Annotated in this window: 13 protein-coding genes; 8 read left to right on the forward strand and 5 right to left on the reverse strand. The window is 68.1% G+C overall.

Going from position 1 to position 15,396, the window contains the following annotated elements:
- The first annotated feature begins 6 nt into the window (after positions 1-6).
- The 8 genes from AC1DEK_RS24260 (at position 7) to tagF (ending at position 9,787) form a co-directional block, all read left to right on the forward strand.
- A complete protein-coding gene (locus AC1DEK_RS24260; protein ID WP_478127859.1) occupies positions 7-1,584 on the forward strand; it encodes a DUF4384 domain-containing protein in 1,578 nt (525 codons plus the stop codon).
- Positions 1,568-1,990, forward strand: a complete 423-nt coding sequence (locus AC1DEK_RS24265) for a hypothetical protein (RefSeq protein WP_478127860.1) — start codon at positions 1,568-1,570, stop codon at positions 1,988-1,990. Before AC1DEK_RS24260 ends, AC1DEK_RS24265 begins: the two co-directional genes overlap by 17 nt.
- Before the next feature lie 38 nt (positions 1,991-2,028).
- Positions 2,029-2,751, forward strand: a complete 723-nt coding sequence (locus tag AC1DEK_RS24270) for a GIN domain-containing protein (RefSeq protein WP_478127861.1) — start codon at positions 2,029-2,031, stop codon at positions 2,749-2,751.
- Positions 2,752-2,811: 60 nt separating this feature from the next.
- Positions 2,812-3,450, forward strand: a complete 639-nt coding sequence (locus AC1DEK_RS24275) for an OmpA family protein (RefSeq protein WP_478127862.1) — start codon at positions 2,812-2,814, stop codon at positions 3,448-3,450.
- Positions 3,451-3,580: 130 nt separating this feature from the next.
- On the forward strand, positions 3,581-4,795 hold the full coding sequence (tssJ, locus tag AC1DEK_RS24280; protein ID WP_478127863.1) for a type VI secretion system lipoprotein TssJ: 1,215 nt from the start codon (positions 3,581-3,583) through the stop codon (positions 4,793-4,795).
- Positions 4,792-5,889: a DotU/TssL family secretion system protein gene (locus tag AC1DEK_RS24285; RefSeq protein ID WP_478127864.1), complete on the forward strand. Its 1,098-nt coding sequence runs from the start codon at positions 4,792-4,794 to the stop codon at positions 5,887-5,889. The genes tssJ and AC1DEK_RS24285 overlap by 4 nt, the downstream gene beginning before the upstream one ends.
- Positions 5,886-9,185, forward strand: a complete 3,300-nt coding sequence (tssM, locus tag AC1DEK_RS24290; RefSeq protein ID WP_478127865.1) for a type VI secretion system membrane subunit TssM — start codon at positions 5,886-5,888, stop codon at positions 9,183-9,185. Before AC1DEK_RS24285 ends, tssM begins: the two co-directional genes overlap by 4 nt.
- 14 nt (positions 9,186-9,199) lie before the next feature.
- A complete protein-coding gene (gene tagF, locus AC1DEK_RS24295) occupies positions 9,200-9,787 on the forward strand; it encodes a type VI secretion system-associated protein TagF (protein WP_478127866.1) in 588 nt (195 codons plus the stop codon).
- Here the strand turns inward: tagF and AC1DEK_RS24300 are convergent.
- The 5 genes from AC1DEK_RS24300 to AC1DEK_RS24320 are packed head-to-tail and all read right to left on the reverse strand — an operon-like array spanning position 9,751 to position 15,304.
- Positions 9,751-10,491, reverse strand: coding sequence for a PP2C family protein-serine/threonine phosphatase (locus tag AC1DEK_RS24300; RefSeq protein ID WP_478127867.1), 741 nt, complete (start codon positions 10,489-10,491; stop codon positions 9,751-9,753). The two genes, tagF and AC1DEK_RS24300, sit on opposite strands and share 37 nt — an antisense overlap.
- Positions 10,473-11,741, reverse strand: a complete 1,269-nt coding sequence (gene tagH, locus AC1DEK_RS24305; RefSeq protein ID WP_478127868.1) for a type VI secretion system-associated FHA domain protein TagH — start codon at positions 11,739-11,741, stop codon at positions 10,473-10,475. The genes AC1DEK_RS24300 and tagH overlap by 19 nt, the downstream gene beginning before the upstream one ends.
- Before the next feature lie 18 nt (positions 11,742-11,759).
- The gene (locus AC1DEK_RS24310; protein WP_478127869.1) at positions 11,760-13,250 is read right to left on the reverse strand and encodes a serine/threonine-protein kinase; all 1,491 of its coding nucleotides are present in this window, start codon (positions 13,248-13,250) and stop codon (positions 11,760-11,762) included.
- A gap of 13 nt (positions 13,251-13,263) precedes the next feature.
- Positions 13,264-14,136, reverse strand: a complete 873-nt coding sequence (locus AC1DEK_RS24315; RefSeq protein WP_478127870.1) for a Tll0287-like domain-containing protein — start codon at positions 14,134-14,136, stop codon at positions 13,264-13,266.
- 58 nt (positions 14,137-14,194) lie between these two features.
- Positions 14,195-15,304, reverse strand: a complete 1,110-nt coding sequence (locus AC1DEK_RS24320) for a FecR family protein (protein ID WP_478127871.1) — start codon at positions 15,302-15,304, stop codon at positions 14,195-14,197.
- Positions 15,305-15,396: the final 92 nt, after the last annotated feature.

The following is a 15,396-nucleotide window of genomic DNA, read 5'->3' on the forward strand; positions in this document are numbered from 1 at the left end:
AATGTCATGAAACCGCCCCGCATCGCGCGCTTCCTGGCGCTCACCGCACTTGCAGCACTCGCGGGCTGCCAGACGCTGGAGGTCAAGCAGCCCACCATCGAACAGACCGCAGAGATCCGCGTCGGCCCCGAGCAACGCCCACAGCGCTCGATCACGGGCTTTTCGCCGGCGCTGCGCTGCATGGACACGCTGATGCTCGACTACGGCGTGCATGACGTGACGATGCTGACCGAAGAAATCAACGACGAAACGAAGAAGCTCAACGCCGGAACGCGCGACATGCTGATTTCGGCGGTGTCGGACATGTCGCGGCGCAGCCGTGCGGTGCGCCTGGTGGCCTTCGGCAAGGACACGCTGAACGTCGTCAGCTTCCTGTCGGCGGCGCAGACCACGGCGGTCTACCAGGCGATTCCGCGCTACGACATCAAGGGGTCGGTGTCGCAGTTCGACGAGAACCTGATCAAGAACCAAAAGGATCTCGGCTTCGGCTTCTTTCCTTATCTCAACCTGGGTAGCGCAAACGACGCATCCACCAGCATGCTGGGGCTCGACCTGAGCGTGCTGACAACCAGCGACATGGGCGTGCTGCCGGGCGTCACGTCACGCAACTCCGTGGTGATCATGAAGCAGGGCAAGGGCATCGACGGCGATGCCGCGTATCACAAGTTCGGCATCAACTACAGCATGAACCTTGCCCGCTCCGAAGGCCAGTCGCAGGCGCTGCGCGGGCTGGTCGAACTCGCGGTGGTGGAGCTCATCGGCAAGCTGACGAAGACCCCCTACTGGACCTGCCTGGGCGTTTCCGATCCGAAAGCGAATGAAGAGACGCGCCTGGAGATGCTCGATTGGTACAGCGCGATGGCTTCGACGCGCGTCGAGCTGATTGCCTACTTCCAGAACCAGCTGCGCCAGCGCGGGTTCTACGACGGACCGATCGACGGCGAATTCAATCCTGCGATGGACGAGGCGATTTCCAACTATCGCGAACAGCTCGGCCTCAGCCGCGCGGCATTGCTCGACGAGAAGTTCTTCAGCGCCTTCCTCGCTGCGGACCACAGCAAGATCAAGCGACCGGCGCAACCGGCACGCTACGTTCCGCCCGGCTCGCTCGCCACGTCGGCTGGATCGCCCACAGCGGCGGCTCCCGGCCCTTCGGCAACGCCACTGAAGCTGGCAGTCTCGGCCCCCAACCAGCAGACGCGGTTTGCCCGCGGGGAGTCGATCAACCTCTCCCTTGCGCCTTCGCAGGATGCGCATGTCTACTGCTACCTCCGCGACGAGGACGCGAAGGTGGTGCGCTTCTTCCCCAACCGATTCACGCAGGACTCCCGCGTTGCAGCGGCCAAGCCGATCACGCTGCCCGGCGCGATGCGCTTCCAGCTCTCGATGAACACGAAGGGCGTGCCCGAGACCGTGACCTGCTTCGCAACGCCGAGCGATGTGATGGCTTCGCTGCCGCAATCGTTGGTCGGCATCGACTTCGAACCCTTGCCCGGCGTGACGCTCGAGATGATCCGCGCCGCCTTCGACAAAGCCAGCGGCGGCATGCTCGCCCAGGAGAACTTCCGTGTCCAAGCCAAGTGATCTCATTCCCGATGGCCTGAAGCGGCGCGGCGCCCGCTTGGCAGTGGTCTCCCTGGTGGCGCTTGCTGCCGTGACCGGCCTGCTCCAGTTGCCCCGCGGCGCCACCGCAGGCGTGGCTGCCATCGGCGCTGACGACCGCGTCGCAGTCCAGGGCCCACCTGCGCAGCCCCTACAGCCTTCACCCAGCGGGCGCGCACCGGCCACCTACCAACTGCGCTGCTGGCAGAACGGCCGGCTGCTGTTCGAAGAGGGGCCGGTCACCCTCGGCGCCGATGCACGGCAAGGTGCACGCATGGTGGCGACCGACCGCCGTGGCGGGTCCTTGATCGTCACTGCCGATCTCGGCGGCACCACTTGCCTGGCCCGCCCTGCCCCGCCCCCGCCCAGCCTCGCGCTGCCGCGCTGAGAGCGCCTTCGCCCCTTCGCCACCCTCCGGAGTTCGCCATGAACTGGTTCGAACAAGTGTTTCCGAGTCCCTCCTGGATCCGCGCTGCAGCCTGCGCCGCGCTGCTTTCAGCTGCGCCGTTCACACCCGCACGGGCCGCGACGGAACCGCGCAACGTCGCCGGCTTCGACGAAGTGGTGTCCACCGTGTCGGCCGAAATCAACGTCGAACAGGGACCGCGCGAATCACTGACCCTGGAGGCCGAACCTGCGGTGCTGAGCAAGATCACGACCGAGGTGCATGGCCGGCGACTCATCATCGGCCTTGCACCCGGCAAGGTCGAGACGCAGCAGCCCATTCGGATGAAGCTCGGCGTCCAGAAGCTGCGAGCCATCGATTCGCGCGCGATCAGCGCCATCACCATCGGACCGCTGCACAGCGACACGCTCGCGCTGGTGCTTGCAGGCGGCGGCTCCATCCGTGTCGACCGCCTGGAAGACGCGCGCAATCTCGACGTGCGGATCACCGGCGCCGGGGATGTCGCGGTCGGCGGCGGCAAGGTGGCGGCGCAGCAGGTTGCCATCACCGGCATCGGCAGCTATTCGGCGCCCAAGCTCGCCAGCGAGCGTGCGGAGGTCGCCATCGACGGCAACGGCGAAGCGCAGCTCGCCGCGCGCAATGCGCTGGCGGTGCGCATCGGCGGTGTAGGCCACGTGCGCTATCACGGCGACCCCGTGGTGACACGCTCGATCAGCGGCATCGGCAGCGTCGATAAAGATTGAACCGGGCCAGCGGCACGCGCAACCCATGGGCATCAACCCCACCGCCCAAGGAGCCCTCAAATGATCCGCTACCTCAGCACTCTCGCACTGGCCCTCGCCGCCGCCGTTGCAATGATCGCCCCCGCCGCGAGGGCCGAGAAGGTGATGATTTATCACGAAGGCCAGCTTGTGGTTCCGCAGGACGTGGCGGACGTGCTGAACCGGTCGATCCGCTTGCTCGATGAGCCGCCGGCAGCCCAAGCCCACCCCCACGCACCAGCCGCAGCACCGGCCAAAGTCACGGCGATGGCGGCGGGCTCTCGCGTGAACGCATCGGCGCGTCCCTCGGAAACCGCCCGTGTTGCGCGCAATGACGCCAACGCCAATGCCTCCGCGCTCTCATTGCCGGTGCGCTTCGGCTTCGATTCCGCCGAGATTCTCCCGGCCGCGCGCACCCAGCTGGACGCGCTCGCCAAGGGCATCGAGCTGATGGCGCCCGGAAGCAAGGTCACCATCGAAGGCCACACCGACGCCGCCGGCGATCCGGCCTACAACCTCGAGTTGTCGCGCAACCGAGCCCGCGCCGTGCGCGACTATCTCGTGCATCACGGCATCGACGCCGCACGCCTGAAGACAGTCGGCTACGGCGAAGACCGGCCGCTCCAGGACACCGACCCCTACGCCGCCATCAACCGCCGCGTGCAATTCCGGGGCGCCTGAGCAGTCCTTGCGGAGGGCGCCCTCCCCCGGCGCCTCTCCCCTTGTGCCGCCGCAGCGCTCAACCGAGAATGGCGTGCGACCGCCAGTGGAGTCCCCCAAGTCCGCAGCATTCATTCTCAGCGCCGTCACCATGATTCGCCGTCGCCTGCTCTCCGGCCTTGGCTTCGGTCTCATTCCTGTGTGGTGGAGCCGGGCCGACGTCGCGCAGGCCCAGGCGCAAGCGCAGCGGCCCGCGGTCGAATCGCCGGGGCAACGCCGTATCGCGCTGGTCATCGGCAACGGGCGCTACCCCGAACTCCCACTGAACAATCCCGAGCATGACGCGCGGCTGGTCGCGCAGACACTGCGCGGCCTCAATTTCGAGGTGGGTGAATATCTCAATCTCAACGCGCGCGAATTCAAGCGTGTGCTGCGCGAATTCGGGCGCCGCATGGACGACGACCAAGTCGCCTCGGTCTTCTATTACGCGGGCCACGGCGTGCAGATCGGGGGCCGCAACTTCCTGCTGCCGGTCGACATCGCCTTGCGCGACGAGGCTGAAGTGCGCGACGAAGCCATCGACTTGCAGGAAGCACTGCTCACGCATGTCGATCGGGTGCGGGCGCGCGCGCGCATCTTCATCATCGACGCTTGCCGCAACGACCCGTTCGCGTCGCGTGCTGGCGCTTCGCGAAACGCCAATGGGCTGGCCGAGATGGCGGCGCCGGGGGCGCTCATCGCCTTCTCCGCCGCGCCCGGTCGTGTCGCCGAGGACGGTCCGGTCGGCGGCAACAGCATCTACACGCGCTACCTCGCCACCGAGATGCGCACGCCGGGCGTCGACGTCGAGGAAATGATGAAGACCGTGCGCATCAAGGTGCTGCGCGATACCGCGGAGCGCCAGATCCCATGGGTCAACACCTCGATGGTCGTGAACTTCATGTTCAACCCCGGCCCCGCGCCCACACTCGCCGGACCGAAGCGCAGTTTGCAGCTGCTCGTGCAGGCCCAGCGCAGCCTGAACACCGACGCGCGCGATGCATCGGCCTCGCTGGCGGTGCGCGTCTATGTGCTGAGCGATGCGAGCGAATTCGAGAAGGCGAGCTTCGACAGCCTCTATGACGATGACGAAGGCACGCTCGGATCGAACATGCTCGCGCGCCAGAGCCTCTTTCTGCGCCCCGGCGAGGCGCGGGAACTGGACCTCGAGCTGCGCGGCGACGCACGTGCCGTCGCGGTGTTCGGTGCGTTTCGCGAGATCGAGAGTTCGCAGTGGCGGGCGGTCCTGCCCTTGCCCGGTGGATCGCTGGCGCGCGCGCGCCTTGACGCGCAGGCCCGCCGGCTGCAGTTGGGATGGGCCAAATGACGCGAACGGATTCCCAAGCCGTCGACGAGCCGAGTGCCGCTCGCGCACTGCGCGTGGAGGCGCTCCCGCTCGTCGCCCTGCTGTCGCGCTTGCGCGACTCGGCGCCGGTCGACCCGGCCGAGCTGCGCCGAACGCTCGCTGCCGCGGTCGCCCATTTCGAAGCCAACGCACGCGTTGCGGGAGTCGACGAGCCCAGCGTCGCAGCGGCAAGCTATGTGCTGTGCGCCTGGGCGGACGAACAGTTGGGCGCCACGCCCTCGGGCACGCGGGCCGCCGGACTCCTGCAGCGTTTCCATGGCGAGGCCGACGGGAGCGGCAAGCTCTTGCGCCTGCTGTCGCGGCTCGCGGAAAGGCCGCGCGAGCATCGCGCCCTGCTCGAACTCTTCCATACCTGCCTCAGTCTCGGCCTGCGCGCGGGCCTGTCGCCCGGCAGCCGCGACCACGAGACCTTGCGCGCACGCGTGCATCTCGCGCTGGAGCAGGCGTCTGCTACCCCGGCGTTGGTGGCGCCGTGGCACTGCGCGCCCGCCGCGGCCAGCCCGCCGCGTGCGTCGCGCATCGCATTGCCTGCGGTCCTGCTCCTGGGCGTGCTGGCCATGGGCATCTACACCGCAAGCCAACTGCAGCTTGCAGCGCGCGTCGACGGGGTGCTGGCGTCCTTGCAGCGGCTCGTACCGGCGCAGGCGCCCGGAATGCAAGCAGCCGTGAGCGCAATGCCGGTGCCTCCGCGGCTGGCCTCGAGCCTGCGTGAAGACATCGATGCAGGCCGGCTGTCCGTGCGCGACGAAGCGCTGCGCAGCGTGGTGGTGATCGGCGCCGATGCGCTCGGCGACGCCACTGGCGCCTTGACGCGCGTGGGTGCAGCGTTGAAGAAGGTGCCGGGCAAGGTGCTCGTCGTCGGCTATACCGACGGCAGCGATCCCCCGACTGCGCGCACGCCTTCGGCTTGGCATCAGGCGATGGAATGGGCCCGCGGTGCGGCCGATGCCTTGCGGCCGCAACTCGGCAGTGAGCGGCTGGCCGTCGAGGCGCGTGTCGATCCCACGGCCGGCGCGCCGCTGCGGCGCGTCGAGATCGTTTTGTTTCCGCAATGACGGTCTCGCCACGCATCGTCCAGCGCGCCGTCAACCTCGGCGCGGCGGCTGTCCTGGTGTGGTTTGCGGCACCACTGGTGGCCTTTGGCAACTGGCAGCCATTCGACAGCATCCGCGCGCGCGTGGCCTTGCTGGTGCTGGTCTCGCTCGTATTGGCCGGCCTGTATGGGCTGCGCTTATTGTGGGCGCGTCGGCGCAACGACAGGCTCCTGAAGAGCCTCGAAGCGGGCGATGCCACCGTCGAGCTGAGCCAGCGTTTTCGCGAGGCGCTTGCGATGTTGCGGCAAGGCGTCGACGCACAAGGCGCACATCGATGGTGGCAGCGTCGGCGACAGGTGCAGCAGTTGCCCTGGTACCTGATCATCGGCGCGCCCGGCGGCGGCAAGACCACCGCGCTCCTGCATTCGGGCCTGCGCTTTCCGCTTGCAGAAAAGCTCGGACGCGACCCGCTCGCAGGCATCGGCGGCACGCGCCAGTGCGACTGGTGGTTCAGCGAGGACGCTGTCTTCATCGACACCGCCGGGCGCTACACCACGCAGGACAGCGACGCCACGGCCGACGCCGGCGAATGGCAGCAGTTCCTCGCGCTCCTGCGGCGCCACAGGCCCGTGCAGCCGATCAACGGCGTGATCGTCAGCGTCAGCGTGCCCGACCTGCTGCAAGGCGGCGCGGAACTCGCGCGCCAGTCGGCGGCGGTCGCGGCGCGCCTCGCAGAGTTGCGCCGGGAGCTCGGTCTCTCCTTTCCGATCTACCTGCTGGTCACCAAGGCCGACCTGCTTGCCGGCTTCGTCGAAACCTTCGGTGATCTCGACGTCGCGCAACGCGAGCAGCTCTGGGGACTGGTGTTCGATGCCGACGTGGCGGGCATCCCGGCCGACCTTGGAGCACGCCTGGACGACCTCGGGCACCGCCTGGCGCAGCGCAGTCCCGCGTTGCTGCAGCAGGAACGCATGCCGCAGCGGCGCCTGCCGATCTACGCGTTCGCGGCGCAGTTCAAGGCCCTGCTCGCGCCGCTCGAAGCATTCGTGCGTGACGCCTTCGGCGACATCGCCGCCGCACCGGCGCAACGCCTGCGCTCGATCGCACTGACGAGTGGCACGCAGGAGGGCAACCCGATCGACCGGGTCATCGGCGAACTCGCGCGCAGCCACGGCCTCGCGCTGAAGCCGCTGCCACGCCCGGATGCCGGCGGCAAATCGTTCTTCCTGACTGCGCTGCTCAAGCGCCTGGTGATCGTCGAAGCGCCGCTGGCAGGCCAGCGCTTGCAGCGGCTGCAATGGCGTCGGCGCATCGGCATCGCCGGCGCGGCCCTGGCGGGTGCCGCGCTGCTCGCCGTGTCCGGCCTTTGGTGGCAGAGCTATCTGCGCAACCTCGACTACATCGAAGCCGTGCGCACACGCGTCGAGCGGTTGACGCGGCGCATCGGCCCGCTGGAATCGGCAAGTCTGGAGCAAGTGTTGCCGCTCTATTCGATGCTCGAGCATCTGGCCTCGAACGACGGCATCGATCCCGATCAACCGCCTGCAGGCTTCGGCTTCGGGCTCTTTCAGGGACCACGGCTGGCGCGCTCGGCCGAACAGGTCTACCGCGAGATGCTCGACCGGAGCCTCGCGCCGCTGCTCGTCGAACGATTGCATCGCGACCTGCGCCAGGCCGAGGACGGCGCGACCCGCTACGACGCGCTGCGTACTTCGTTGATGCTCGCCAATCCGCCACGCCTGGTCCGCAGCGAGTTGCGCGGCTGGGTCGAACAGACGCTGGCACAGGCCAGCGGCGCGGGTGAGCACGGCGAGGTGGCGCGCCATGCCGAGAATTTGCTCGAACGCAATGGGCTGCCCGAGGCGATGCGCCCCGACGATGACGGCGTACGCATCGCGCGCGGCGCCCTCGCGGCGCTCCCGGTGGCGCAGCGGGTCCACGAGCACTTGCTGCGACACGTTCCCGATCCCGAACCGCCCCAGGATCTGCCGACGCGGCTTGGCGCGGCCAGCGCGCTTCTGTTCGCGGCCTCGAGCGCCGGGACGATGCCGGCGCATTCGAGCGCCAGCGACTGGCGGCGCAATCTGGCGCCTGCCCTCGAATCCTCCATGGACGACCTCGCGAGTGAAGCGGATTGGGTGCTCGGCGACAGCGGCGGCGATGTACGACGCCTGCAGAAAGACCGCGCATGGCGCGATGAAATCGCCACCCAGGTCGGCCGACGCCAGGCCGAACGGGTGATCGCCACATGGTCGCGCCAACTCGATGCCTTGGCGTTGGCGCCCGACAGCGATGCAATCGACGCATCCCGACAGGCGTCCGAGCTCACGGCACCCGATTCACCGCTGCGCCGCCTGCTGACAAGGCTCGCGGACGATTTCAGCGCCACCTCGCAGGGCAACAGCGCGGCCGAGATTGCCTTCGACACCGCACTGCGGGCGCGCTTCGGTTCTCTCGGCGACTACGCGGCAGGGCCGGGCCCGCAAGCGCTCGACAGGCTCCAGGCCCTCGCCGCAGGCGGGCGCGGCCAGACTGAAAGTGCCAAGCTCGATGCGCTCTTGCGCACCGAGGCGGCCGAAGCGCCGGCGGCTCTGCGAAGGCTCTACCTGGATCTCGGGACACTGATCCGCTCGCGCGGCGGTGCGAAGCAGAGCTTCGACGCCGCGCTGATCGAACTCTCGCAAGCCTGCAGCACGTTGACGCGCGAGCGCTTTCCGTTCAGCACCACGGCGACACGGGACATGGCGCCCTCCGACTTTGCACGCCTGTTCGGCCCGGGTGGCCTGTTCGACGACTTCCGGCGCAATCAATTGAAGGAGTTGAAAGGGCGCGGCGCAGGCGCCAATGCGAACAATTCGGATGCATTCGAGCGGGCAGCGGCAATCGGCAGCCTGTTCTTTCCCCAAGGCGCGCCGCTGCCTGAACTCAGGCTGCGCCTGACGCCGCAGCGCATGGATGCCGAACTGCTGCAGTTCAGCATCGACGTCGACGGCCAGCTCCTGCGCTTCGAGAACGGCCCGCGACGCGCCAAGGAATTGGTCTGGCCGGGACCGGCTTCGACGCAAAAGGTCCTGATGCGCGTGCTGCCACCCGGGCCAAGCGGGGTTGCCGCCGAAGTCCACGAAGGTCCGTTCGCCTGGGTCCGGGTATTGCTGCGCGGCGACTGGAAAGGCGAGCACGGCGGGCCGGCGCGGCTGACATTCGTCGTCGATACGCGCGCGCTCGAAGTCGAGGCAAGCGCGGCGGGAACGCCCGGCTCCGACATCTGGACCCTCCGGGAGCTGGCACGTTTTCGTTGCCCGCAGGCCTCGTGGTGAACATGGTGAAGAACATGGCCAGATCGCTGTCGCGTCGCGTCTCCTGGTATGGAAAGTTGCCCGCGCGCGGCGACTTCGTGGGCCGTGGCCTCCCTGCGCGTTGGCGCAATGAGTGGGATGGCTGGCTGCAGGCTGGTATCGCCCTCGCCGCCACGCACGTCGACGCCGCCACGCTGCGTGATCGTCTGGGCAGCTTTGCGCCGTGGCGATACCTGGCGCATCCGATGCCCGGCGAATTCTGGTGCGGCATCATCACGGCGTCACGCGATCGGGTCGGACGCGTGTTTCCGATGACGCTGGTGGAACGACTCGACGCGCCGTCTTCATCCGAAGAAAGCGCCGCACGGCTGGCGTCGCTCCTTGACGCCATCGCAGAAGGACCGGAAGCGCTGGAGGCTGCGATCGCCGTCTTGCCGCCGCGTCCCGAGAAGGCATCCGGACCCACACGGGAGTGGCCTCCGGAGCCTGCCAGCCTCTGGTGGCCGCTCACCGCTGCAGATGATGCCGTTGCACGGCCATCAGCCTGGCCGCCGGAACCCGCACTCCTGCTTGAACTGCTCGACCTTCAACCCGCCTCGCACCAGATCGCGAGCGCCGAATAGTTGTCCTGGTCGATGCGATCGGCTCGCCGCACACCCGCTTCGAGGCGGTCGAGCCACGCCTGGATGCCGCTGCAGCCATCGAGGCTGCGCTCCATCGCCAGATCGTCGAAGACCGACCAGAGGCCATCGCTGCACAGCAGGAGCGCATCGCGCGACGCCAGCACCTGCGGCGTCTCCAGGACCTCGACATCGAAGCCTTCGCGCGAGCCGAGTGCCGAAGTCAGCTGGCCCGGGGCGGCATCGCTCGCGTTCAATCCCGCATCCCAGAGGCTCTGCGCGAGGCTTTGATCGCGCGTGCGTCCGAGCAACCGGGCATCGTGCCAACGGTACAGGCGCGAGTCGCCGGCATGCGCCCAGATGGCGGCGCCGCTGCGCAGGTCGACCAGGAGCACGACGATGGTGGTGCGCATGTCCGCTGTCATGGTGCCCGCAACCTGCTGCGCGAGCACCGCGTCGTTGGCGCCCTGAACGAGCCGTTTCAGTGCGCCCGGGCTGACTTCGGGGCGCAGGGCGAAGGCCTCGAGCACATGCGTCACGGCCGCGCGCGACGCCGTCTGCCCGCCGCCGTGGCCACCTGCGCCGTCGCACAGCGTAGCGATGAGGGAGTCGGCGCCCTGCCAATAGCCGAAGGCGTCTTCGTTGCACCCGCGCCGGCCCGTTTGCGACAGCGCAGCGACCGAGACGTTCAACGCACGCTGTGCCATGGCGACTCCGGTGGTGGCGCGTCGGCGTCGCCGCGCGACTGGGCTTCATAGGCACGCAGGAATTCGCGCCCGAAGATGGCCTCGAAGTCGTCGTCCAGGTGTTCGAGCAGATGGGCGTGCTGCAGCCGATGGCGCTCCCACAAGGCGGCCGCGCGACGCTTGGGAAGACGCGAAAGAATGTCGCGCGGCGGCCCCTCCGCGTTCTCGGCGGCTTCAGGGCCCAGGCGGGAGAAAAGCTCGAACACCGCGGCGCGCATGCCGGCGACCATGGCGACCTGGTGCACCAGGAGATCGCGGTTCGCATCGCGCAATGCCGCCACCGGGCCGAGAAAGCCGGGGCTCGGTACGCGCTGCAACATTCGGGTCAACGCTTCGGTGGCGTCCGGCGAGAACTTGAGCGGGTTGTTGTGACGCGGCGCGATCACCGTGCCTTCGGCGCGCATGTGGCGTTTGGCGACCGAACGGCTTTTCAGCAAGGCGAGCGTTCCTTCGGCGGTCGCGCGCAGCAGCGCGCCGAGGTGCTCCATCAACTCCGGCGTCAACGGCGGCACCTGGGGGCCGGTCAGTTCGGCGCCACGACAGAACGCGGCAGCAAGCTCGGTCAGGTCCGGCGACCCGGCTTCCGCGGCCGCAGCCGAGCTCGATGGAACAGACTCCGGCGTCATCGATCCGGTCGCGGACGCGGCAGCGGCCGCCGGCGGCTCGGCTGAAGCGCTGTGGACCATCGGCGTGCCGGTTCGCACGACCAGGAGGTCGGTCTTCCACGACACCACGGCGCTTGCGCTTGCGCTCGCCGGTGTCACTTCTTCCGGCGGGTCCAGTGCGGGAGCAAGCCCCGGCGCCAGCGCGGGAAGAGGCGATTGAGCGGCAAGCGGATCGTGCGCGCCGTCCAGATCGAACCAGCGATCCAGCCTCGCGCGCGGCGGTTCCGGCGCCGCAACGCACTCGACGGCCACTTCGAACGCGCCGATGCGCAGGCAGTCGCCGACGGCAAGGACCCGCTGGTCACCCGGGGCGAGCTGCGCGTCGTTGACCCACAAAGGCGTGGTGCTGCTGATGCAGCGCACGAGCGCGTCCTGGCCGAGCATGGCCACCTCCGCGTGCTGGCGCGACACCCTTCGCAACGGATCCGCCAGCACGAGGTCGCAATCGGGCGATCGGCCGATGACGAGGCCCTGCGGCGGCAGCGCGAGCGCCGTCGCGTCGGGCTCGCTGGTCCCGGGGCGGCGCATGACGTGCAGCGCGATCAAGTGCGGCTCCGTCCGCATTCAGCCCAGCGCGCGCCACAGGTCGGCCTGCACACGGCGGGCATCGATCGTTGGCGTGAGCTGTTCCATCACGCTGGCAACGAACTGCTCGCGCGTGTTCGAGGTCGCCGCACAGCGCTTGGCAACGACGCGCGCAATCGGCCCGAGTGAGGAAAGCAGCGCGGCGGCTGCCTTTTCCACGTCGCCTTCACGCATCGGAGAGCCATTGAGCATCGTGCCGCGGGTTTGCGGGGCTTGGGAGCCGGAGGCTCCTGAAGAGACCGCACCATGCGTCGGCAGCGCGCCGGCCTTGGCGAGGAAGCGCTCTCGCGCTTCGATGTCGACGATGGCACTCGCGACGGCATGGCGCACTTCCGCCAGCGTGGACAACCCACGCGCGGCGCGACGCACCAGCACGCGCGCGACTGCGCCCACATGCTGGGCGAGTTCGCGTTCGACCTCGGCCAGCGCGGCGCTGTCCCATCCGGTCGGCGTGGGAATCGAAGGGGGGCTGCTACCCGGCAGCGACTTCGCGGCGGCTTGGGGAACCCGCGCAGAGTCGGGCACCGTTGGCACGATGGGCGGATACGCATCGGGACCCTCCGGCCGGTCCCGCAGCGTCGGGCTCTCCCTGATGTCCTCCAGAAGAGGCGACATCAGGATCTGCGCCGGGAGCACTTCAGGCAGCGTCTCGGTGGCGAGCGCATGCAGCGCCGTTCGCATGGCCATCGCGGTCGCAAAGCGCTGCGCCGGGTCCTTCGCCAGTGCCAGGTCGAGCACCGCATCGAATGGCTTGTGTGCGGGGTTGTTCGTCAGCTCGCTGAGCGGCTTGTGCGGCTCGTAGACGATCTTGTACATGATGGCGTCGTCCGTGCCGACGAAGGGCGTGGTCCCGCTCAGCATCCGGTAGAGCAGCACGCCCGCCGAGAAGACATCGACGCGGCGATCGATCTCCCGGTCGGTGTATTGCTCGGGCGCGATGTAGCCCGGTGAGCCGACGATCGAACTGGCGCGGGTCAGGTTCGACGTTTCGGTCCGCGCGATTCCAAAATCGGTGATCTTGAGGCGGCCATCGTCGGCAATCAGCAGATTCGCCGGCTTGATGTCCCGGTGCACGATGCCGCGCTCATGCGCATAGTGCAGGCCGTCGAGCAGTTGCGTCATCACGCACAGCACTTGCGGCACGTCGAGCTTGCGCGGCGCCTGCAGGTAGTCGCGCAGGTTGCGTCCGGCAACGTACTCCATGACGATATAGGCGAAGTCCTCGTCTTCGCCGAACTGGTAGATCGACACGATGTTGCGGTGAGTCAGCCGTCCGGCCGCCTTGGCTTCGACCCGGAAGCGCGCCGCGACGCTCATGTCGTCGCTTGAATCGAGCAGGCGGCGGTGGATCGTCTTCACGGCCACCTCGCGGTCGATCCCCGGATCGTGCGCGAGGTAGACGATGCCCATCGCGCCCGAGCCGATCACCCCGCGAATGGGGTACGGACCGACATGCGTGGGCGTCGACATAGGGATGCGTGCTTCAGGTGTCGATCATCTTGATGGCCTGGTCGAGGCTGCGTCGCATACGGGTGAACGAATGCGCCAGCGTCCCGATCTCGTCGCGGCCACGGGTGTCGAACTCCGGCACGTCGGGCTCGCCCAGGCTGACGCGGTTCGCCACCTTCGAGAGCGCCACCACGGGCCGGATCACGAGCAGGTAGAGCATCAGGTTCAGCACGATGCCAATGGCCACGAAGATGCCGATGAGTGAAGCCATGAAGACCTTGAAGGTCTGCTCGGCGCGCGCCAGCGGCACCGACATGGGCACCGAGACGACCTGCGCGCCGATCACCTCGTTCATCTGCCAGCCGAAGCCGTTGGCCGGGCCGTACTTGTCGATCACCGTGTGCGGCGCGGCTTCGACCGTGCTGTGGCATGCCAGGCAGGCGGCGTTCGTGATGCGGATCGGGCGTGCAATGTAGAGCGTCCGCCCGGTGCCCGATTCGCGCTCGCCGACGAACTCCTTCTGGTCTGCCTGGCTCCGAAAGCGATTCACGATGTCGGCTTCCCAGTCCACCGCACGATCGCGCGGATTGGTCGGATTCAGGGTCGCTTCCTTGTAGGTGTAGTCGGCAAAGCTCTTGGACAGCGTCGCCAGCACTTCGGTGGCCGAATACGCGGGCACGGTCTGGGGCAGGAAGGTGTACTTCATCTGCGTTTCGAGCAACGGCCGGATCTGGTCGTTGGTGTAGGCGCGAATCGCCAGCGCCTTTTCCATGGTCAGGCGCGACTGGTTCAGCACTTCCTGCTTGGCATTGCTTTGCAGCAGGTCATACGAAATCTTCCCGGTGCCCAAGACGCCGGCCACGAAGACCACCAGGAAGATCAGGTTGAACTTGAATAGAAGGCGCATGGGAGTCTCCAGTCCTGGCTGTCGTTCGTCGCTGAGTTGCGCTACGACGGGGTCCGGTTCACTGAGATTTGCCGCCGCCCCGCCCGGCGCTCGTGTCCGAGGCTGCCGGCGCGGGTCCGGGTGCCGGCGTCAACCTGAGCGCCGCTGCGGGTGCGGACGCGGGTGCGGGTGCGGGTGCCGCCGAAGCCGAGCCAGCAGCGGCAGCGGCAGCGGCAGCGGCGGCGGCAGCCGCGCGTTTGGCGCGAGCCGCTGCCGCCGCGGCCTCGCGCGCGCGGCGACGCTCGGCCTCTTCGGCCAGGCGGCGGGCATAGCCTTCGGGGTCGGCGTAGGGCTCCCATTCAGGGTGCTGCGCCAAGTCGGCCTTGGCGCCGGCGCGGAAGGTTGGGTCGCTTGCACGCCCTCGCCACAGCGGCAGCAACGGAAGCCGCAGTGCCGGCTCGGTGCCCAGCCAGGCCGCCACATCGGCGTATGTGATTTCGCCGCGCACCTTGGGTGTCACGTTGCGCTTGGCGAACTGCTCACCGCGGGCGGGCAGGCTGTCGCGGAACTGACGCGGGACCTTGCCCAGGAAATCGGGCGCCGCACGCGCCGCGACCGTCTGCGCACTGCCTTCACGCCGCTGTGCAAAGTCGCCAGCGCTCAGTTGCACCATCGACTGCGCCCGATCGCGCTGCGTGAGCCTGGCGCTGCCGGATTCGACGAACAGCGCGTACTGCGCGCCCTTGGTGTAGATGACGGTGGTGGCATCCTGCGCCGCGACTTCGACACTCGGCGTGACGTAGCCGAAGGCACCTTTGGCGCTGGTCTTGAGCCAGCCCTCGAGCAGATAGAGCGGCGGCGCCGCGAGGCCCTTGCCCACCTGAGGCCGCAGCATCAGCCGCGTCGATTCGCCGATGCCGACAAGCACGCCATTGGGGAGTTCGATCTGTGCGAAGGCGCCGGGCGCCGATTCGATGATGTCCTGCTCGTTCAACACCACGCCCTCGGCGAGCGCATAGCGCGTGGTCTGGCGTATCAGAGCGACGTCGCCTTCGACGATGCCGACGACACTGTTGGTTCGCGCCCAGGCCGATGCGGCATCGGTGGATTGCGCGAGGGCAATCGACGAGGCGAGCAGACTCGCAACGCACGAAAGCAGCAAGCCGAACAAGATCTTCGTGAGCCGCAAGGAGGTAACTCCGTTTGCATTGGGCATCTTGGAACGTGACAGCAAAGAAATTCCATGCTACTCAAGTCGCTCGTGCAGTGACCGCGTTTTTC

This window comes from Variovorax sp. 10N420 (assembly GCF_056394705.1).

Coding starts and splice junctions, on each gene's coding strand:
- AC1DEK_RS24260 (WP_478127859.1), top strand. CDS start 7: ATGAAACCGCCCCGCATCGCGCGCTTCCTGGCGCTCACCGCACTTGCA.
- AC1DEK_RS24270 (WP_478127861.1), top strand. CDS start 2,029: ATGAACTGGTTCGAACAAGTGTTTCCGAGTCCCTCCTGGATCCGCGCT.
- AC1DEK_RS24275 (WP_478127862.1), top strand. CDS start 2,812: ATGATCCGCTACCTCAGCACTCTCGCACTGGCCCTCGCCGCCGCCGTT.
- tssJ (WP_478127863.1), top strand. CDS start 3,581: ATGATTCGCCGTCGCCTGCTCTCCGGCCTTGGCTTCGGTCTCATTCCT.
- AC1DEK_RS24285 (WP_478127864.1), top strand. CDS start 4,792: ATGACGCGAACGGATTCCCAAGCCGTCGACGAGCCGAGTGCCGCTCGC.
- tssM (WP_478127865.1), top strand. CDS start 5,886: ATGACGGTCTCGCCACGCATCGTCCAGCGCGCCGTCAACCTCGGCGCG.
- tagF (WP_478127866.1), top strand. CDS start 9,200: ATGGCCAGATCGCTGTCGCGTCGCGTCTCCTGGTATGGAAAGTTGCCC.
- AC1DEK_RS24300 (WP_478127867.1), bottom strand. CDS start 10,491: ATGGCACAGCGTGCGTTGAACGTCTCGGTCGCTGCGCTGTCGCAAACG.
- AC1DEK_RS24310 (WP_478127869.1), bottom strand. CDS start 13,250: ATGTCGACGCCCACGCATGTCGGTCCGTACCCCATTCGCGGGGTGATC.
- AC1DEK_RS24315 (WP_478127870.1), bottom strand. CDS start 14,136: ATGCGCCTTCTATTCAAGTTCAACCTGATCTTCCTGGTGGTCTTCGTG.